The sequence below is a fragment of the Dactylosporangium sp. NPDC000244 genome (assembly GCF_040300725.1).
In the GTDB taxonomy this organism is placed as follows: domain Bacteria; phylum Actinomycetota; class Actinomycetes; order Mycobacteriales; family Micromonosporaceae; genus Dactylosporangium.
The window spans coordinates 182,777-201,875 of the sequence record NZ_JBEPEH010000010.1 but is presented as its reverse complement, the minus strand read 5'-3'; the positions used below and the strand labels follow the sequence as shown (position 1 = coordinate 201,875).

Annotated in this window: 17 protein-coding genes; 12 read left to right on the top strand and 5 right to left on the bottom strand. The window is 71.6% G+C overall.

From position 1 onward, the window contains the following. Positions 1–42: 42 nt before the first annotated feature. Complete coding sequence (gene polA / locus ABT369_RS16490; protein WP_350612726.1) at positions 43–2,736, top strand: DNA polymerase I; 2,694 nt, start codon at positions 43–45, stop codon at positions 2,734–2,736. 515 nt (positions 2,737–3,251) lie between these two features. Here polA and ABT369_RS16485 read toward each other — a convergent pair. Then, positions 3,252–4,067 (bottom strand): class I SAM-dependent methyltransferase, encoded by an 816-nt coding sequence (locus ABT369_RS16485; RefSeq protein WP_350612724.1) that lies wholly within the window; start codon positions 4,065–4,067, stop codon positions 3,252–3,254. Positions 4,068–4,327: 260 nt separating this feature from the next. Here ABT369_RS16485 and rpsA point away from each other — a divergent pair, with 260 nt between their 5' ends. Then, entirely contained in the window at positions 4,328–5,824 is a 1,497-nt protein-coding gene (gene rpsA / locus ABT369_RS16480) for a 30S ribosomal protein S1 (protein WP_350612723.1), read from the top strand. A gap of 667 nt (positions 5,825–6,491) precedes the next feature. Here rpsA and uvrB read toward each other — a convergent pair. Continuing rightward, entirely contained in the window at positions 6,492–8,648 is a 2,157-nt protein-coding gene (gene uvrB / locus ABT369_RS16475; RefSeq protein WP_350612721.1) for an excinuclease ABC subunit UvrB, read from the bottom strand. A 273-nt stretch (positions 8,649–8,921) separates the two neighbouring features. After that, a complete protein-coding gene (gene coaE / locus ABT369_RS16470) occupies positions 8,922–9,512 on the bottom strand; it encodes a dephospho-CoA kinase (protein WP_502891771.1) in 591 nt (196 codons plus the stop codon). Positions 9,513–9,698: 186 nt separating this feature from the next. On the opposite strand from coaE, the gene ABT369_RS16465 reads away from it, so the two are divergent. Both ABT369_RS16465 and ABT369_RS16460 read left to right on the top strand, forming a co-directional pair. Then, positions 9,699–9,899 carry a hypothetical protein gene (locus ABT369_RS16465; protein ID WP_350612719.1) on the top strand — a complete coding sequence of 67 codons (201 nt, stop codon included), beginning with the start codon at positions 9,699–9,701 and terminating at the stop codon, positions 9,897–9,899. A gap of 92 nt (positions 9,900–9,991) precedes the next feature. Then, complete coding sequence (locus ABT369_RS16460; protein ID WP_350612718.1) at positions 9,992–10,882, top strand: hypothetical protein; 891 nt, start codon at positions 9,992–9,994, stop codon at positions 10,880–10,882. 3 nt (positions 10,883–10,885) lie between these two features. On the opposite strand, the gene ABT369_RS16455 is transcribed toward ABT369_RS16460, so the two are convergent. Further along, on the bottom strand, positions 10,886–11,179 hold the full coding sequence (locus ABT369_RS16455; RefSeq protein ID WP_350612717.1) for an antibiotic biosynthesis monooxygenase family protein: 294 nt from the start codon (positions 11,177–11,179) through the stop codon (positions 10,886–10,888). Between the two features lie 16 nt (positions 11,180–11,195). Here ABT369_RS16455 and pnuC point away from each other — a divergent pair, with 16 nt between their 5' ends. The 8 genes from pnuC to ABT369_RS16415 are packed head-to-tail and all read left to right on the top strand — an operon-like array spanning position 11,196 to position 18,147. Next, positions 11,196–11,825, top strand: coding sequence for a nicotinamide riboside transporter PnuC (pnuC, locus tag ABT369_RS16450; protein WP_350612716.1), 630 nt, complete (start codon positions 11,196–11,198; stop codon positions 11,823–11,825). Then, positions 11,810–12,904: an AAA family ATPase gene (locus ABT369_RS16445; RefSeq protein WP_350612714.1), complete on the top strand. Its 1,095-nt coding sequence runs from the start codon at positions 11,810–11,812 to the stop codon at positions 12,902–12,904. The genes pnuC and ABT369_RS16445 overlap by 16 nt, the downstream gene beginning before the upstream one ends. A gap of 10 nt (positions 12,905–12,914) precedes the next feature. Next, on the top strand, positions 12,915–13,838 hold the full coding sequence (locus ABT369_RS16440) for an STM4015 family protein (protein WP_350612712.1): 924 nt from the start codon (positions 12,915–12,917) through the stop codon (positions 13,836–13,838). Next, entirely contained in the window at positions 13,835–14,869 is a 1,035-nt protein-coding gene (locus ABT369_RS16435; RefSeq protein ID WP_350612711.1) for an STM4014 family protein, read from the top strand. The genes ABT369_RS16440 and ABT369_RS16435 overlap by 4 nt, the downstream gene beginning before the upstream one ends. Next, a complete protein-coding gene (locus tag ABT369_RS16430; RefSeq protein WP_350612709.1) occupies positions 14,866–15,660 on the top strand; it encodes an STM4013/SEN3800 family hydrolase in 795 nt (264 codons plus the stop codon). Before ABT369_RS16435 ends, ABT369_RS16430 begins: the two co-directional genes overlap by 4 nt. Then, positions 15,654–16,952 carry an STM4012 family radical SAM protein gene (locus tag ABT369_RS16425; protein ID WP_350612708.1) on the top strand — a complete coding sequence of 433 codons (1,299 nt, stop codon included), beginning with the start codon at positions 15,654–15,656 and terminating at the stop codon, positions 16,950–16,952. The genes ABT369_RS16430 and ABT369_RS16425 overlap by 7 nt, the downstream gene beginning before the upstream one ends. Beyond that, positions 16,949–17,794, top strand: a complete 846-nt coding sequence (locus ABT369_RS16420; protein WP_350612707.1) for an STM4011 family radical SAM protein — start codon at positions 16,949–16,951, stop codon at positions 17,792–17,794. Before ABT369_RS16425 ends, ABT369_RS16420 begins: the two co-directional genes overlap by 4 nt. Before the next feature lie 17 nt (positions 17,795–17,811). Beyond that, positions 17,812–18,147 (top strand): hypothetical protein, encoded by a 336-nt coding sequence (locus tag ABT369_RS16415; RefSeq protein ID WP_350612705.1) that lies wholly within the window; start codon positions 17,812–17,814, stop codon positions 18,145–18,147. A gap of 1 nt (position 18,148) precedes the next feature. On the opposite strand, the gene ABT369_RS16410 is transcribed toward ABT369_RS16415, so the two are convergent. Next, positions 18,149–19,018, bottom strand: coding sequence for a lytic transglycosylase domain-containing protein (locus ABT369_RS16410; protein WP_350612704.1), 870 nt, complete (start codon positions 19,016–19,018; stop codon positions 18,149–18,151). Positions 19,019–19,099 lie beyond the last annotated feature (81 nt).

Here is a 19,099-nt window from a genome sequence, read left to right as displayed (position 1 = left end):
CTGGGCGGTTTTTTGTCATACCCCACGACTAGGCTCGGTGGTGTGACGGGTTCGACTGACTCCAGGCTGTTGCTGCTCGACGGGCACTCGCTCGCCTACCGGGCGTTCTTCGCCCTGCCGGCGGAGAACTTCTCCACGGCGACGGGCCAGGTGACCAACGCCGTCTTCGGCTTCACGTCGATGCTGATCAACATGCTGCGGGACGAGCAGCCCACGCACATCGCGGTGGCGTTCGACGTCTCGCGGCAGACGTTCCGGCTGGAGAAATACGCGGAGTACAAGGCCAACCGCTCCGCGTCCAAGCCCGAGTTCTCCGGCCAGGTGGACCTCATCAAGGAGGTCCTCAACGCGCTGCGCATCCCGTTCGTGGAGAAGCCGGGCTACGAGGCCGACGACGTGATCGCCACGCTCGCCCGGCAGGCCGCCGAGCAGGGGCTGCCGACCTCGATCATCACCGGCGACCGCGACGCGTTCCAGCTCGTCAGCGACATCGTCACGGTGCTCTACCTCAAGCGCGGCGTCACCGAGATGGACCGCATGACCCCGGCCCGGGTCGAGGAGAAATACGGGATTCCGCCGTCGCAGTACCGGGACAAGGCCGCGCTCGTCGGCGAGGACAGCGACAACCTCTCCGGGGTGCCCGGGGTCGGCGACAAGACCGCGGCCAAGTGGATCGTGCAGTTCGGCGGGCTCGACGGGATCATCGCGCGGGTCGACGAGATCAAGGGCAAGGCCGGCGAGAACGTGCGGGCCCACCTCGCCGACGTCATGCGCAACTACGAGCTCAACCATCTCGTCGACCACCTGGAGCTGCCGCTGGCGCCCGAGGACCTGCGCTGGCGGGGCTGGGACCGCGAGGCCGTGCACCAGATCTTCGACTCGCTGGAGTTCCGGGTGCTGCGGGATCGGCTGTATCAGTACCTCGACGCGGTCGAGCCCGAGGCCGAGTCCGGCTTCGACCTCGACGGCGAGGTGCTGCGCGGCGGCGTCGGCGCCTGGCTCGAGCAGCACGCCCCGGCCGGGGTGCGCACCGGTGTGGCCGTCGCCGGCAAGTTCGGCCGCGGCACCGGCTCGCTCACCGGCATCGCGCTCGCCGTCGCCGGCGGGCCCGCGGCCTGGTTCGACCCCACCGAGCTCGACGAGGCCGACGACGCCGCGGTCGGCGCGTGGCTCGCCGCCGCCGACCGGCCCAAGGTCCTGCACGACGTGAAGCCCGCCCGCCTCGCGTTCCAGGCCCGCGGCTGGGGCGAGCTGGCCGGCGTGGTGAGCGACACCGCGCTGGAGGCCTACCTGGCCCGGCCGGACCAGCGCTCCTACGACCTCAACGACCTCGCCCTGCGCTATCTCAAGCGCGAGCTGCGCGTCGATGCCCCCGAGAGCGGGCAGCTGACCCTGGAGGGGCTCGGCGGCAACACCGGCGAGGCCGAGGAAAACCTCATGCTCCGCGCCCGGGCCACCCTCGACCTCGCCGAGGCGATCGGCGAGGAGCTGCGCCGCGACGGCGACTCCTCGGCCCGCCTGCTGGCCGAGGTCGAGCTGCCGCTCGTCTACGTGCTCGCCGAGATGGAGCGGGCCGGGATCGCGGCCGACACCGAATACCTCGGCGAGCTCGAGGCGCAGTTCGCCGGCGGGGTGAAGGGCGCCGCCCAGGCCGCCTACGGCGTGATCGGGCGCGAGTTCAACCTGGGCTCGCCCAAGCAGCTGCAGGAGATCCTGTTCAACGAGCTCGGGCTGCCCAAGACGAAGAAGATCAAGACCGGCTACACGACCGACGCCGACGCGCTGCAGAGCCTGTTCGCCCAGACCGAGCACCCGCTCCTGGAGCACCTGCTGCGCCACCGCGACGTCGCCAAGCTCAAGACCACCGTCGACGGGCTGCTCAAGTCGATCAGCGACGACGGGCGCATCCACACGACCTACTACCAGACCGTCGCGGCCACCGGGCGCCTCTCCAGCACCGACCCCAACCTGCAGAACATCCCGATCCGCACCGAGGAGGGCCGGCGCATCCGCCGCGCCTTCGTCGTCGGCGAGGGCTTCGAGACGCTGCTGACCGCGGACTACAGCCAGATCGAGATGCGCATCATGGCGCACCTGTCCAAGGACGCCGCGCTCATCGAGGCATTCAACTCCGGCTTCGACTTCCACGCCGCGACCGCGTCCTCGGTCTTCTCGGTGCCCGTCGCCGAGGTCGTGCCCGACCAGCGCCGCAAGATCAAGGCGATGAACTACGGCCTCGCCTACGGCCTGTCCTCCTACGGGCTCGGCACCCAGCTCGGCATCACGCCGGCCGAGGCGACGGTGCTCATGGAGGAATACTTCGCCACGTTCGGCGGGGTGCGCGAATACCTGCGCTCGATCGTCGCCCAGGCCCGCCGGGACGGATACACGGAGACGGTGCTGGGCCGCCGGCGCTACCTGCCCGACCTCAACAGCGACAACCGCCAGCGCCGCGAGATGGCCGAGCGCATGGCGCTCAACGCCCCGATCCAGGGCTCGGCCGCGGACATCATCAAGGTCGCGATGCTGCGCGTGGACGAGGCCCTGCGCTCCTCCGGCCTGCGCTCGCGGATGCTCCTGCAGGTCCACGACGAGCTGGTGTTCGAGGTGGCCGCGGGCGAGCGCGAGCCGCTGGAGGCACTCGTCCGCGAGGCGATGGGCGGCGCCTATCCGCTGGACGTACCCCTGGGCGTCTCGGTCGGCATCGGCTCCGACTGGAACGCCGCCGACCACTGATTCGAGCCCGTCGGTGCTCTTCGGGGCAGGCCGGCGTGCTCCTCGGCTCGGTCGTGGGTGCGCCGCAGCGTCGGTCTGACGCTGCGGCGCGTTCGGGGCGGCCGGCTTGCTCTTGGGCTCGGTCGTGGGTGTGCCGCGGTGTCGGTCTGACGCTGCGGCGCGCTGCTGGTGTGCGTGTTGGGGCGGGCCGGCCTGCTCGTCGGCCCGTCTCCCTCCCGAGGCTGCACGGTCCGTCGTGGTTGCGCCGCGAGGTTCGCGGTTGCATTTGTCCCGCGGCTTCGCCTGTGCCTGGGGTCGCCTGTGCTGCCGGGTTTATCGGTGCTGCGCGGCTTGACTGAGTCGCGAGTTTTGCCTTGGCTGCGCTATTTGTCGCTGCCGCGAGGCTTGTCCATGCCGCGAGGCTTGCCTGGGATGCACGGTTTGCCTGGCTGCGCGGTTGCCCTGGGGCGCGGGTTTGCCTGGGTCGCGGGTTTGCCGAAAAGTCGGGCGCTCCGCGCCGCGACTTTTCGGACATTTCATGATTTCGTGGGCTTCGTCGCTATGAAGATCGCTGTGCCGGGGAAGATTCGGCCCCTGAGCGGGCTCCACTGGCCCCAGGTCTTGTCGTGGCCCTCCGGCCATTCCGGTTCGATCAGGTCATCCAGGACGAAGCCGGCGGTCACCAGTTCCCGGATGCGGTCGCCCAGCGTCCGGTGCTGTTCCACATAGGTCGGGACGTGCCGCTCGTCCTGCTCGACGTACGCGCGGCGGTCGAAGTACGAGTGCACGGCGACCAGGCCGCCCTCGCCCGGGTCGTCCAGGAAGACCCAGCGCATCGGGTGCGTGATCGAGAAGGCCCAGCGGCCGCCGGGGCGCAGGACGCGGTACACCTCGCGCATCACGCGGGACGAGTCCGCCACGAACGGGACGGCGCCGAAGGCCGTGCAGACGATGTCGAATGCGTCCTCGGCGAACGGCAGCGCGGTGGCGTCGGCCTGCAGGAGTGGGACGCGTACGCCCGATCGGGTGGCCCCGGCGCTCGCGTGGCGCAGCATGCCGGCGGAGAGGTCGGACGCGACGACCTCGGCACCCTGGGTCTTCAGCCAGCGCGAGCACGAGGCCGCGCCGCAGCCGATCTCGAGGACTTTGCGGCCCCTGACGTCGCCGAGCAGGCGCGCGTCGGCCTCGCGCAGGCCCTCGGGGCACCACACGAAGTCGGCGTCACCCAGGAAGGAACCGTGTTCCGCCTGGTAGTCGTCGGCGTCGGCGTCCCACCAGCGCCGGCTCGCACTCCGGCTCTCGGCGGGGCTCACGGCGCGTCGTGTGACGCCTGCGTCAGGTGACGATTCCATGGGGAGCAACGGTAGGCCCTGCGAAACTCGGCAGATCGGGTATGGGGGAGGGTTGGACCATGTGGTATGGCGCAGGGTAGGCTGATCGGTGCACTCGTGGGTTTGTGCGCCTCGGCATGGAGCAGGCTCACGGTCGCCGAACACATCCTGAGCTTCCAATGCACTGATCCTGCACTGCGATACGCCGGTTGTGCCCGACGACGGGTCCGCGGGAGCGCGCAGGTTCACCAGGTAATCCACCGACCGGAGCAACAGCCCACATGACGAGCAGCATCGAGGCCACCTCGAGCGCCAGCAGCAACAGGGTCACCATCGACGACCTCGGTTCCGAGGAGGCGTTCCTCGCCGCGATCGATGAGACCATCAAGTACTTCAATGACGGCGACATCGTCGAAGGCACCGTCGTCAAGGTCGACCGGGACGAGGTCCTGCTCGACATCGGCTACAAGACCGAGGGTGTCATCCCCTCGCGCGAGCTGTCGATCAAGCACGATGTCGACCCTGCTGAGGTCGTGTCGGTCGGTGACCACATCGAGGCCCTCGTTCTCCAGAAGGAGGACAAGGAAGGCCGTCTGATCCTGTCGAAGAAGCGTGCGCAGTACGAGCGCGCTTGGGGCACGATCGAGAAGATCAAGGAGGACGACGGCGTCGTCCGCGGCTCCGTCATCGAGGTCGTCAAGGGTGGTCTCATCCTCGACATCGGCCTGCGCGGCTTCCTGCCCGCCTCCCTGGTCGAGATGCGCCGCGTGCGCGACCTGCAGCCGTATGTCGGCCGGGAGCTCGAGGCCAAGATCATCGAGCTGGACAAGAACCGCAACAACGTGGTGCTGTCCCGCCGGGCCTACCTCGAGCAGACCCAGTCCGAGGTCCGGACCGAGTTCCTGCACAAGCTGCAGAAGGGCCAGGTCCGCAAGGGCGTTGTGTCCTCGATCGTCAACTTCGGTGCCTTCGTCGACCTCGGTGGTGTCGACGGCCTGGTCCACGTCTCCGAGCTGTCCTGGAAGCACATCGATCACCCGTCCGAGGTGGTCGAGGTCGGCCAGGAGGTGGAGGTCGAGGTCCTCGACGTCGACCTGGACCGCGAGCGCGTCTCCCTGTCGCTGAAGGCGACCCAGGAGGACCCGTGGCGTCAGTTCGCCCGCACCCACGCGATCCAGCAGATCGTGCCGGGTAAGGTCACCAAGCTCGTCCCGTTCGGTGCGTTCGTCCGCGTGGACGACGGCATCGAGGGCCTGGTGCACATCTCCGAGCTGGCCGAGCGCCACGTGGAGATCCCGGAGCAGGTCGTGCAGGTCGGCTCGGACGTCATGGTCAAGGTCATCGACATCGACCTCGAGCGTCGGCGGATCTCGCTGTCGCTCAAGCAGGCCAACGAGGGCTTCGTCGAGGGCGAGGAGCACTTCGACCCGACCCTCTACGGCATGTCGGCGACCTACGACGAGCAGGGCAACTACATCTACCCGGAGGGCTTCGACCCGGAGACCGCCGAGTGGATGCCGGGCTTCGAGAAGCAGCGCGAGGCGTGGGAGCAGCAGTACGCCGAGGCGCGTCAGCGCTGGGAGGCCCACACCAAGCAGGTCCAGACGGCCCGCCAGGCCGACGCGACCGCCGAGCCCGCCGCGGCCGCCCCGCAGGGTGGCGCGGTCTCCTCGTCGACCCCGACCGCGGCCCGCGCGCCGGAGGAGCCCTCGGGCACCCTGGCCACGGACGAGGCCCTGGCCGCCCTGCGCGAGAAGCTCGCCGGCGGCAAGAGCTGACCCGCAGCAAGCCCTAGCAACACCGGGAAGCCCCGGCTCCTTCAAGGGAGCCGGGGCTTTCCCGTATCCGGACAGACCTGCGAATGCCTCGATATCTGGCTCATCGCCTGTCGGGGTATAAATCCGAAAAGTCGCGGCGCGAAGCGCCCGACTTTTCGCAGCGCACACCGCCCGCGAGGCGCAGAAGAACACGGGCCCGGCCTCGCCTCGCCGAGAGGCCTCAAGGGCAGGCGGCCTGAGCGCCGCTGGGATCGACGCTGATTCGTTGTCGTGTGGGCGATCGCCGGTGTGGGGTGAGCATCGAAGAGCCGCTGGCGAGAGCGCGATAACTGTCGCCGGGACCGGATCGGGCGCACTGCGAGGCGCCTGCGAGCGGCATTGAGGGTCGCCGGTGGCCGGCGCCTGTCGGCGGGCGCGCTGCAAGGCGCGGAGCGGGCCGCCAGTAGACGGTGAGCTGTGACCAGGGACGGCCAAAGAGTGCCGCGGCGCCGGATCGGGCGTGCTGCGAGGCGCCTGCGGGTGGCTGAGGTGGTCGGTGCCAGTCGGCCCGCGCGGCGGTTGAGGCGGCGCGGGCCGTTGGCGGGTGCGCTGGAAGGCGCGGCGCTGGAGGTGGCCGGTGGCGGCCGGCCCGCGCGGTTGGGCTGCGCGGGCCGTCGGTGGTGGGTGGCTACTTCACGCCGGCCACGTCCATGGCGCGCAGCTCCTTCTTCAGCTCCGAGACCTCGTCGCGCAGGCGCGCCGCGAGCTCGAACTGCAGCTCGCGCGCCGCGCCCAGCATCTGCTCGTTCAGGTCCTGGATGAGGGTGGCCAGCTCGGCGCGGGCCATGCCGGCCCGGGCGGGAGTCGCGGGAGCGCCGGCCGCGCCCTTCGTGCCGCCGCCCTTCTGGCGGGCGCGGGTGTTCTCCGGGGACTTGCCGCGGCTCATCTGACGGCCGCCGCCGATGACCACCGCGCCGCCCGGGCCGTGGCCGGAGACGGCGCCGGCGGTGTCCTCGGCCTCGCGGTAGATGTCGTCGAGGATGTCGCCGAGCTTCTTGCGCAGCGGCTGCGGGTCGATGCCGTTGGCCTTGTTGTACGCCTGCTGCTTCTCCCGCCGCCGGTTGGTCTCGTCGATCGCGAGGGCCATCGAGGGCGTCATCTTGTCGGCGTACATGTGCACCTGCCCGGACACGTTGCGCGCCGCGCGGCCGATGGTCTGGATGAGGCTCGTGCCCGAGCGCAGGAACCCCTCCTTGTCGGCGTCGAGGATCGCGACCAGGCTCACCTCGGGCAGGTCGAGCCCCTCGCGGAGCAGGTTGATGCCGACCAGCACGTCGAACTCGCCGCGGCGCAGCTCGCGCAGCAGCTCCACCCGGCGCAGCGTGTCGACCTCGGAGTGCAGGTAGCGCACCCGGATGCCGTGCTCGAGCAGGTAGTCCGTGAGGTCCTCGGCCATCTTCTTCGTCAGCGTCGTGACCAGCACGCGCTCGTCGCGCTCGGTGCGCAGCTTGATCTCGTGCATGAGGTCGTCGATCTGGCCCTTGGTCGGCTTGAGCACCACCTCGGGGTCGATCAGGCCCGTCGGGCGGATCACCTGCTCGACGAACTCGCCCTGGGTCTTGCCCATCTCCCACGGCCCCGGGGTCGCCGACAGGTAGACCGTCTGCCCCACCCGCTCCTCGAACTCGTCGAAGCGCAGCGGCCGGTTGTCCTGGGCGCTGGGCAGCCGGAACCCGTGCTCGACGAGGGTCCGCTTGCGGGAGGCGTCGCCCTCATACATGCCACCGATCTGCGGCACCGTCGCGTGCGACTCGTCGATGACGGTGAGGAAGTCGTCGGGGAAGTAGTCGAGCAGGCAGTGCGGCGGGCTGCCGGCCTCGCGCCCGTCGATGTGCCGCGAGTAGTTCTCGATGCCGTTGCAGAACCCGACCTGGCGCATCATCTCGACGTCGTAGGTCGTGCGCATCCGCAGCCGCTGGGCCTCGAGCAGCTTGCCCTCCCGGTCGAGCTCGGCCAGGCGCTCCTCGAGCTCCACCTCGATGGCGCCGATCGCCCGCTCCATGCGCTCCGGCCCGGCCGCGTAGTGCGTCGCCGGGAAGATCAGCAGCTGGTCGGTCTGGCGGATCTCGTCGCCGGTCAGCGGGTGCAGGTAGGAGAGGCGCTCGATCTCGTCGCCGAAGAACTCGATGCGGATCGCGAGCTCCTCGTAGGCCGGGATGATCTCCAGCGTGTCGCCCCGCACCCGGAAGGTGCCCCGGTTGAACGCCAGGTCGTTGCGCGTGTACTGAATATCGACAAGCCGCCGCAGTAGCTTGTCCCGGTCGATCTCCTCGCCGACGCTGACCTTCGCCGCGCGGTCGAGGTATTCCTCCGGCGTGCCGAGCCCGTAGATCGCCGACACGGTCGCGACCACGATCACGTCGCGCCGGGTCAGCAGGCTCATCGTGGCCGAGTGCCGCAGCCGCTCGACCTCCTCGTTGACCGACGAGTCCTTCTCGATGTAGGTGTCGGTCTGCGGGATGTAGGCCTCGGGCTGGTAGTAGTCGTAGTAGCTGACGAAGTATTCGACCGCGTTGTGCGGCATCAGGTCGCGGAACTCCTTGGCCAGCTGTGCGGCCAGGGTCTTGTTGTGGGCGAGCACCAGCGTCGGGCGCTGCAGCCGCTCCACGAGCCACGCCGTCGTCGCGCTCTTGCCGGTGCCGGTCGCGCCGAGCAGGACCGTGTGCCGGTCCCCGCCCCGCACCCGCTTGGCGAGGGCGTCGATCGCCGCGGGCTGGTCGCCGGAGGGCTTATATTCGCTGACCACCTCGAAACGGCGGTCCAAGCGTGGGATGTCGAGCGCCATGTCCCCAACCGTACGCGGGGGGTATGACACTTTCCGGGTCCTCGCCCTCGGTGGCCGGGCGTATTCAACCCGGCGATTGTGTGGGGAACATCACCGGTCTACCGTAGACGCCGTAGGCCGCTCGCGGCGGCCGACCGGAGAGCCGGCCCGCCCATCACGCAGGCCCTCCCGGCGCCCGGTTGCAGCCCCGGCCCGTCACGGCCGGCGAGCGCACCGAGGCGGGATCGCGCGACACGCGCGACCGGCCGCCGCGAGCGCCTGAGCGCTGAGGGCCTAAACGGCCAGAATCCGTTCCCAGGCGGCCGCCACGGACCGGTCCAGGTCCGAGATCGAGCCGTCGTTCTCGATGGCGATGTCCGCCACCGCCCGGCGCTGCTCGTCGGTGGCCTGCGCCGCGATCCGCGCCATCGCCTCGTCCCGCGCCATGCCCCGGATGCGCACAAGCCGGTCGAGGCGCGTCTCCAGCGACGCGAAGACGATCACGACAAGGGAGTACAACCCAGACATGCCCTTCTCGACGAGCAGGGGCACGTCGTTGACGACGATCGAGCCGGGCGGTGCCGCCGCCACCAGTTCGGCCGACCGCTCCCGCACGAGCGGATGGGTGATCTCCTCGAGCCGCCGCCGCGCCGAAGCGTCCGCGAAGACGATGCGGCCCAGCGCCGGGCGGTCCAGCGCCCCGGACGCGTCCAGCACCCCGGCCCCGAAGGCCTCGACGACCGCGGCGAGGCCCGGCGTCCCCGGCTCGACCACCTCGCGGGCCAGCCGGTCGGAGTCGACGATCACCGCGCCGAGCGCCGCCAGCCGCGACGCCACCGCGCTCTTGCCGCTGCCGATGCCGCCGGTGAGCCCGATCATCTTCATGACGCCATCACACCCGAAGGTGAATCGCGGCGGCCCGCCGGGGTCCGGACGGCGTGTGCTGCACGGATTGCGTGGATTGTCAAGATACCTTCCGACTCAAGCGGAAGATCACGGGGGAAGATCATGACAGTGGGGCGACACAGCCTGGGCCGGCCGGGCCTGGCGCGCCGCGATTGGGCTGGTTTCATGCCGCAGGGTAGTGGTACGGCGCCATCGGGTCGCCGGCCCGCGCGCCGCCCGCGCCACCGCCGCGCCAACCCGCGCCGGCGCGCGACCTCCGACGGCTGGGCGTTCCTGGTCGCGGCCGCGGTGCTGGGAATGCTGGCCGTGAGCGGCTGGTATACGGCCAGCGGTGCCAACGCGGTCGCGCAGATGCTGGCCCGTTAGTCGGTCCGTTCCGCCGTGGCGCGCGCCGTGGCCGTTCAGCGATACTCTCCCGGGCAACCGCACAACTGCCAGGGACCAGAAGGACGCGCCGCATGGAGCCGGAGAACGGCCAGGACCAGGTCAACGGGTCGCCACCGCCGCCAAAGCCGAAGAGCCGGCGCGGCTGGATGTCGGACTCGCCGCTGGACGGCGGCTCGGGCTGGCCCACGTCGGCCTACTCGATCGTGCCGCGCCAGGCCGCGCCGCCGAAGGCGGAGGAGACGGCGGGCGAGCCGGCACCCGAGCCGGTGCCGATGCCGGAGCCGGAGCCGTCGCGCAAGGGGCGCATCGGCGTCCTGATCATCGGCCTCATCGTGCTGGTGATCGCGGCCGTCGGGGGCGTCCTGGCGACCCGTGACACGAAACCCGAAACCAAGAACCAGACCGACACCGTCGCGGCGCCCGGTCCCACGACCGAGGCGGCGCTGCCGATCATCGCCGACAGCGGCAGCGCGAGGCCGAGCGGCGCCGCGACGAGCGCGCAGACGAGCACCGGGCCGAGCCAGACCGTGAGCGCGGGCGCGAGCACGGGGACGACGGTCCCGGCGGCGCCGCCCAGCACGGCGATCCTGCGGGCGGGCACGGCCCAGTTCGTGGTCCTGGCCGGCCAGCCCGACGACGCGTACGACTTCGACAGCGGCGTCAAGCAGGCCGCCGGCGCCGACGCCACCGCGGGCGCGATCGGCATCAGCGCCGCCAACGGCGCCAAGTTCGCGCTGCTGCTCACCGCCGACACGCCGTCGCTGGCCGCGTGCTCCGCGCTGCCCGAGGACCGCTGGGTCAGCCAGGTCGTGATCGGCAGCCTCGTGCCGGGGGCGCGGGTGTGCGTGCGCACCAGCGAGAGCCGTTACGCCTGGTTCATGACCCGGGCGGGCGAGCTCGTCACCGGTGCGCTCTACACGTCGAACCTGGACTTCGTGGTCTACAAGAAGAGCGGCGACTGAGCGCTACACCGTGACGTCGGTGAAGTGCTCCACGCGGGGGGCTCCGTCGAAGAACGGCCCGATGAGCCCCCGCCACTGCGCGAACCGGTCGGTGGCCCGGAAGTTGTCCAGGTGCGCGTCGACCGAGTCCCACTCCACGAGCAGCACGAAGCGCGACGCGCTCTCGATCCCGCGGGTCATGCGCACCGAGCGGCACCCCGGCGTCGTGGCCAGCACCTCATGGGCCTTGCGATAGGCGGCGGCGAACTCGTCCTCGCGGCCTTCGAGCACGTCGATCAGTGCGACTTCCAGAACCATCCAGCTAGGGTAGACCGTGCTCGACTGGCTGACCTCCGCGGCGTTGCACGCGTTCGGTGCCCCAACCACCTGGGCTGAGCTGCTCGGATTCGCCAGCGGCCTGCTCTGCGTCTATCTCGTCGTGCGCCAGCACATCGCGAACTGGCCGGTCGGGATCGCCAACAACCTGCTGTTCATCGTCGCCTTCTGGCACGTCGGGCTCTTCGGCGACGCCTGGCTGCAGGTCGTCTACGTCGCCCTCGGCGCCTACGGCTGGTGGTGCTGGAGCACCGGGCGGCTGCAGCAGCGGGTGCGCACCACGACGCGGGCCGAGTGGTGGTGGCTCGCGGCCGCGGGCGTGCTGCTGAGCGTGGCGCTGTGGTGGTACCTCGACCGCTTCACCGAATCCACGGTCCCCTGGCCGGACGCGCTCACGACCGCCGTGTCACTGCTCGCGACCTACGGCCAGACCAGGCGCCTGGTGGAGAGCTGGTGGCTGTGGATCTCCGTCGACGTCGTCTACATCCCGTTGTACGGCTACAAGGACCTCTGGCTCACCGCGCTGCTGTACCTCGTCTTCCTGACGCTGTGCGTCTTCGGCCTGCGGGCCTGGCGGGCCGAGCTGCGCCGCGCGCCGGAGCGGAGCCCGGCGTGGTCCACGGACTAGTCATCGGCAAGTTCTACCCGCCGCACGCGGGCCACCATCACCTCATCGACACCGCCGCCCGCGCCTGCGACGAGGTGACCGTCGTGGTCGCGCCCTCGACGGTGGAGTCGATCCCGCTCGAGGACCGGGTCGCGTGGCTGCGCGAGGTGCACGCCGCGTCGCCGCACGTCCGCTTCGTCGGCATCTACGACGACACCCCGATCGACTACGGCTCCGAGGCCGCCTGGGACGCCCACACGGCCACGTTCCGCCGGGCTGTCGGCGCGAAGAAGGTCGACCGGGTGTTCTCCTCGGAGGAGTACGGCGAGGAGCTGGCCCGCCGCTTCGGCGCCCGCCACATCCCGGTCGACCCGGCCCGCGGCACGGTTCCCGTCTCCGGCACCGCCGTGCGCGCCGACCCCGTCGCCCACTGGGACAAGCTGGCGCCGCCGGTGCGCGCCTGGTTCGCGAAGCGGGTCGTGGTCGTCGGCGCGGAGTCGACGGGCACGACCACCCTGGCCCGCGCCCTGGCCTCGCACCTGCGCCTGCGCGGCGGGGCGCTCGCGGGCACGGCCTGGGTCGAGGAGTACGGCCGCACCCTCACCGCGCTCAAGATGGCGCAGCTGCGCCCGGGCCAGACGATGGCCGACCTGGTGTGGACGCGCGACGACTTCGTGACCGTCGCGCGTGAGCAGAACGCCGCCGAGGACGCCGCGGCGCGGGCCGGCGGGCCGGTGCTCATCTGCGACACCGACAGCTTCGCGACCGCGATCTGGGAGGAGCGCTACCTCGGCCACACCTCCCCGCCGGTCCGCGCCGCCGCCCGCCGGCCGGACCTGTATCTGCTCACCAGCGACGAGGACGTCCCGTTCGAGGACGACGGCATGCGCGACGGCGAGCACCTGCGCGCCTGGATGACGGGCCGGTTCCGCGACGAGCTCGCCGGGCGGGGGGTGCCCTGGATCGAGCTCACCGGGCCGTACCGCCACCGCCTCACAAGCGCCGTCAGGGCGGTCGACGACGTGCTCGCCGCGGGCTGGAATCTGGCATCGCCGCTGCTCCCGGCCGACTCGAACAGAATTGTCGGAGGGTCCTGCTAACGTCCCGCCCATGACGATCGGCACCAACCTCACCACCTTCGCGGGCCTGCCCGTCCGGCCGTTCAAGCCCGGCACCCGGGTGCAGCGGCACGGCGAGCGGGTCGCATGGCGGATCAGCGTCGGCTACGACGGCGGTGAGCGGGATGTTGCCGACGCCCTCAACGCGCTCATGGACACGGTCGGCGCGCACCACATCACCGCGCTGGTGATCGGCTCGTGGGGCGAGTCGCAGTCCTCCGGGCCGCCGCTGCACCTGCTCACCGCCGCCCGCGACCGCCTCACCGAGCTGCGCGCGCTGTTCATCGGCGAGATGACCTACGAGGAGTGCGAGATCTCCTGGATCAACCAGGGGGAATACGCGCCGCTGCTGGGCGCCTTCCCGGCCCTGGAGGTGCTGCACATCCGCGGCGCCGACGGGCTGCGGCTCGCCCCGGTGCGCCACCGCCGGCTGCGGGAGCTGTGCGTGGAGAGCGGCGGGCTGCCGGCCTCGTTCATCCGCGGCTTCAACGACTCCTCGTTCCCCGCCCTCACGGATCTGGAGCTGTGGCTGGGCACCCAGGAATACGGCGGCGACGCGGTCGTCGACGACCTCGCCCCGATCATGACCGGCACCGAGCTGCCCGTGCTCAAGCGGCTGGCCCTGCGCAACGCGGAGATCGCCGACGACGTCGCCACGGCCCTGGCCGCCGCGCCCGTCGTGGCCCGGCTGGAGAGCCTCGACCTGTCGATGGGCGCGCTGTCCGACGCCGGCGCCGAGGCGCTGCTGCTCGGCCAGCCGCTGACCCACCTGCGCTCGCTCGACATGTCGCACCACTTCATGTCGAAGGAGATGGCCACCCGGTTCGCCGAGGAGCTGCCCGGCGTCCGCGTCGACGTCTCCGACGAGCAGGACGCCGACGAGGACGGCTTCAGATACGTCTCGGTCGCGGAATGATCACCGTCGTCGGCATCCCGGGGCACCGGCGGGTGGAGCTGTTCCGCGCCGCCGCCGTGGCCGCGGGGTGGCCCGCGCCCGCGGTCGTGGGCTGGCGGGACGTGTGCGCCGGCGACTTCGCGATCGCCCCCGGATCGCTGGTGCGGCTGGAGTCGCCGGGGGAGGACGCCGAGGTCGACCGCCTGCTGCGCGGCGCCGACCGGCCCGCCGGGCACGGCGAGATCGTCGGCCTCGCCGCCTGGTATGCGGGGTTCGTCGCCGCCGCCCGCCGGGTCGAGCGCGCCGCCACCGGCCCGCTCACGACGCCGGTGGACGAGCTGGCCGTCATGTTCGACAAGCGCCGCTGCCACGGCCTGCTGCGGGAGCGCGGCGTGCCGGTCCCGGCCGGGTTCGCGGCCACGAGCTACGCGGAGGTCCGCGCCGCCGGCTGGTCGCGGGTCTTCGTCAAGCCCGCGCACGGCAGCTCCGCGTCCGGCGTCGTCGCGCTGGCCTTCAACCGGAGCAGGGTCAGCGCCCACACCTCGGTCGGCGTCGAGGACGGGCGGCTCTACAACGAGCTGCGCGTGCACCACTACACCGACGAGCGCACGGTCGCCGCGATCGTCGACCGGCTCGGCGCCGACGGCCTGCACGTCGAGCGCTGGTTCCCGAAGGCCACCCACGCCGGCACGGTCTTCGACCTGCGGGTCGTGGTCATCGCCGGCCGGGCGAGCCACGTCGTCGCCCGCACCAGCCGCACCCCGCTGACCAACCTGCACCTGGGCAACGCCCGCGGCGACCTGGCCGCGATCCGGGCCGCGGCGGGGGAGGAGCGCTGGGCGGCCGCCCTGGAGACGTGCGAGCGGGCCGCCGCCTGCTTCCCGGGCAGCCTGCACGCCGGCGTCGACCTGATGTTCGCGCCCGGCTTCGGCGAGCACGCCGTCGCCGAGGTCAACGCGTTCGGCGACCTGCTGCCGAACCTGCTCGTCAACGGGCGCGACACCTACGCGGCCGAGGTCGCGGCCCTGCCGAGCTGGGCGGTGCCGGTGTGAAGTCGCTCCTGGGCAGCCACGACCTGCTCTTCGTCACGCTCGACACGCTGCGCTACGACGTCGCCGCCGACCTGCTCGCCGCGGGCCGCACGCCCAACCTGGCCCGGGTCCTGCCGGGCGGCGCGTGGGAGCGGCGGCAGTCGCCGGCCTCGTTCACCTACGCGGCCCACCATGCGTTCTTCGCCGGGTTCCTGCCCACGCCGCCGACGCCCGGCCCGCACGAGCGCCCGTTCGCGGCCCGGTTCGCCGGCAGCACCACCGTCGGCGCCGACACCTGGGAGTTCGACGCGCCGGACGTGGTGACCGCGCTGCGCGCCGAGGGCTATCACACGATCTGCCTCGGCGGCGTCGGGTTCTTCGCGATGACCTCCCCGCTCGGCAGCGTCCTGCCGGGCCTGTTCGACGAGGCCCACTGGTCGCGGGCGACTGGCGTCACCAACCCGGCCTGCTTCGAGGTCCAGCTCGAGACCCTGCGAGCGGCCCTCCCCGGCGCCGGGCCGTTGTTCACGTTCGTCAACGTCGCCGCCCTGCACCAGCCCAACAAGCACTACCTGCCCGGCGCCGAGGAGGACTCCATCGCGTCGCACGGGGCGGCGCTGGAATACGTCGACCGCCACCTGCCGCAGCTGCTGCGTCTGGTGACCTCGCGCGGCCGCCCCTGCCGCGTCATCCTGTGCAGCGACCACGGCACCGCCTACGGCGAGGACGGGCACACCGGGCACCGGGTCGCGCACGAGGTCGTGTGGACCGTGCCCTACGCCGAGCTGACGCTGGAGGCGGGCGCATGGTGAACCTCGGCTCGCCGTATCAGGGCTATCTGTACGCGTATCCGCACAAGACCGCCTACCGCCCCCTCGACCCGCGGCCCCGCCTCGAGGACGTCTGGGCCGGCGAGGAGCTGGCGAACCTGTTCCTCTACGTGCACGTGCCCTACTGCGAGATGCGCTGCGGCTTCTGCAACCTCTTCACCCGCGCCAACCCGCCGCACGAGCAGGTCACCGCCTATCTGGCCCAGCTGCGCCGGCAGACGGCCCGCGCGATGGCCGCGATCCCCGGCGCCCGGTTCGCGCGGGCGGCGATCGGCGGCGGCACCCCGACCTATCTCACCGCGCCCGAGCTGACCGAGCTGTTCGACCTGATCGAGCAGGGCACCGGGTTCGAGCGGGGGCCGATGTCGGTCGAGACCTCCCCGGCGACGGCCACCCCCGACCGGCTCAAGGTGCTCAACGAGCGCGGCGCGACCCGGATCAGCATCGGCGTGCAGAGCTTCCTCGACGCCGAGGCCCACGCCGCCGGCCGGCCCCAGCACCGCCCCGAGGTCGACCGGGCCCTCGACGCGATCCGCGCCGCCGGCCCGGCCGGGCTCAACATCGACCTCATCTACGGCATCCCCGGCCAGACCCGCGCGACCTGGGACGAGTCCCTGAGCACGGCGCTGCGCTGGGCGCCCGAGGAGCTGTACCTCTACCCGCTCTACGTCCGCCCGCAGACCGGCCTCGGACGGCGGAGCAAGGGCGCCGACCCGCAGTGGGACGCGCAGCGCCTGGAGCTCTACCGCCACGCCGTGGCCAGGCTCACCGCCGAGGGCTACGAGCAGCGCTCGATGCGCCAGTTCCGCCGGCCGGACGGGCGGACGGACACGCCCGACGAGTACTGCTGCCAGGACGACGGCATGGTCGGCCTCGGCTGCGGCGCCCGCTCCTACACGCGGGCGCTGCACTACTCATTCGACTACGCCGTCGGCGTCCCGCACGTGCGGGGCATCCTCGCCGACTACCTCGCGCGCCCCGAGGCCGACTTCGACGTCGCCGAGGTCGGGTTCGCCCTCGACGCGGCCGAGCAGCGGCGCCGCTGGCTGCTCAAGTCGCTGCTGCGGGCCGAGGGCGTGGACCCGGCGGGGTATTCGGCGCGGTTCGGGACCTCGGTCGACGACGACTTCCCGGCCCTGGCCCGGCTCCGCGACGCCGGCTACGCCGAGGGCCACCGGCTCACCGCCGAGGGCCTCGCCCACTCCGACGCCATCGGGCCCTGGCTCATCTCGGCCGGCGTCCGCGAGGCCATGGCCGGGCACGTGACGCGATGAGGATCCTCTACCGCGGCCCGCTCGCGAGCTGCAACTACGACTGCCCGTACTGCCCGTTCGCCAAGCGCCGCGACCCGCCCGAGCTGCTGCGCGCCGACCGGGCCGCGCTGGAGCGGTTCGTCGCCTGGGTCCGCGATGCCGACGAGCCGGTGGAGGTGCTGTTCACGCCCTGGGGCGAGGGGCTCACCCGCAGCTGGTACCGCAGCGCCCTGATCGAGCTGTCCCACCTGCCGCACGTCGGCCGTGCCGCGATCCAGACGAACCTGTCGGCCCGGCTCGGCTGGGTCGCGGACGCGGATCCCGCGAAGCTGGCGCTGTGGTGCACGTACCACCCGGGCCAGACGACGCAGGAACGCTTCCTGGCCGCGAGCGCCACGCTGCGGGAGCAGGGCATCCGGCACTCCATCGGCATCGTCGGGCTCCCCGCGCACCTCGAGGCCGCCGGGCGGCTCAAGGAACGGCTCGGCCCGGACGTGTACCTCTGGGTGAACGCCGCCGACGGCCACGTCTACGGCGCCGAGGAGGAGGCGGCCTGGACGGCGATCGACCCGCTGTTCGGCTACAGCGTCCGGCCGCACCTGTCCCTGGGGATGCCGTGCCGCACCGGCGACGAGGTCGTCTCGGTGTCCGGCGACGGCACCGTGCGCCGCTGCCACTTCGTGCCCGAGGTGCTGGGCAACCTCTACGACGGCTCGTGGACGGCCCGGCGCGCCGAGCGGCCCTGCCCGAACGCGATCTGCGACTGCCACATCGGCTACGTGCACCTCAAGACGCTGCCGCTGTACGACGTCTTCGCGGGCGGTGTGCTGGAGCGCATCCCTGGCGGGGGCCCCGGCCGGTAGCAGCCATACTGGACCGCATGGACAACCTGATCGCGTTCGCGTCGCGACGGCTGGTGGAGGACGAGTCGCTGACCCCGGGATACGTGTACCACGACCCGGAGGACGCCACCCTGCCGCCCGGCCCCGGCGGACGCACGGCCAGCGGCTGGAACCTGCTCGTCGGCGACGAGACCGACGAGCAGCTGGCCGACGCGGGCGAACTGCTCATGCCGGAGCTGGAGTGGCTGGTCGAGCGGTATCCGGCGTTCGGCAAGATCGTCGCCGCGGGCTCGGAGGGCCGGCAGTTCGAGTGGGACGCCGACGCCGGCCGTTACGCCGACGTCGGCCCCTCGACCGGATTCCCGGAGGACTGAGCTAGTAGTTCCCGGCGCGGCTGGCCGTCATCAGGGCGCGTACGTTCTGCACGTACTGCGGGTTCGGGTAGACCCCGCCCGCGTAGTCGACCCCGCCGGGACCCCAGTTGTACGCGGAGATGACCGCGTTCAGCAGCTTCGTGTCGGTCATGTCGTACGTGCCGAGCTTGGGCCCGAAGTACGCGATGAGCCAGGCGAGGTAGTTCGCGCCGAGCATCACGTTCTGGTCGGGTTTGGTGCGATCCCAGCTCGTGCCGAAGCGGGTGTTCACGAACGTCTGGGTGGTCGGCATGATCTGCATCACCCCGAGGCCGCCGTCACACGCCGTGATGTCCGTCTGCCACCCGCTCTCCTGCTCGGCCACCGCGTAGAGCAGTCGCTGCGGCACCACGATCTGCTCGTAGTCCGGGTCGGTCTTGGTGCCCCAGAAGTGCGTGGTCGCGGCCTTGTCGAGGTATCCCTTCACGGTCGCCTTGGGCAGCTGGTTCGTCCCGCGCACCGGCGTGCACGTGGTGTGCGGCGGGGCCGGCGGCAGGACCGTCTCGGTGACCTTCGGCGACGGCTTCTTGGTCGGCTTCTTCGTCTGCGTCGGTGCCTTCGACGTCGGCGGGGCCGAGGTCGTCTCCACGATCTCGACGGGCGCCTCGGTGGTCGGCGGCGCCGCCGAGACCGGTGCGATCGGCACGGACCCGTCGTGCCGCTCCTGCGCGGCGGGCTTGCTGGAACCCACGCCCTTGACCAGGGTCGCCCCGATCACCCCGCAGCCGACCAGCACCACGGCCACCGCGACCGAGAGCAGTATCCATCCGAGGTTGCGCTTCGGCCGGCGCCGCTCTTCGTAAGCTTCGAACTCCGCAGTGTCATCATCCATCGACGTGTGTTCTCCTCCCCGTGCACGTCAGGCTAGCCCCAATCACCAGACGCGCGGGACCCCCGATTTCCATGACACGGC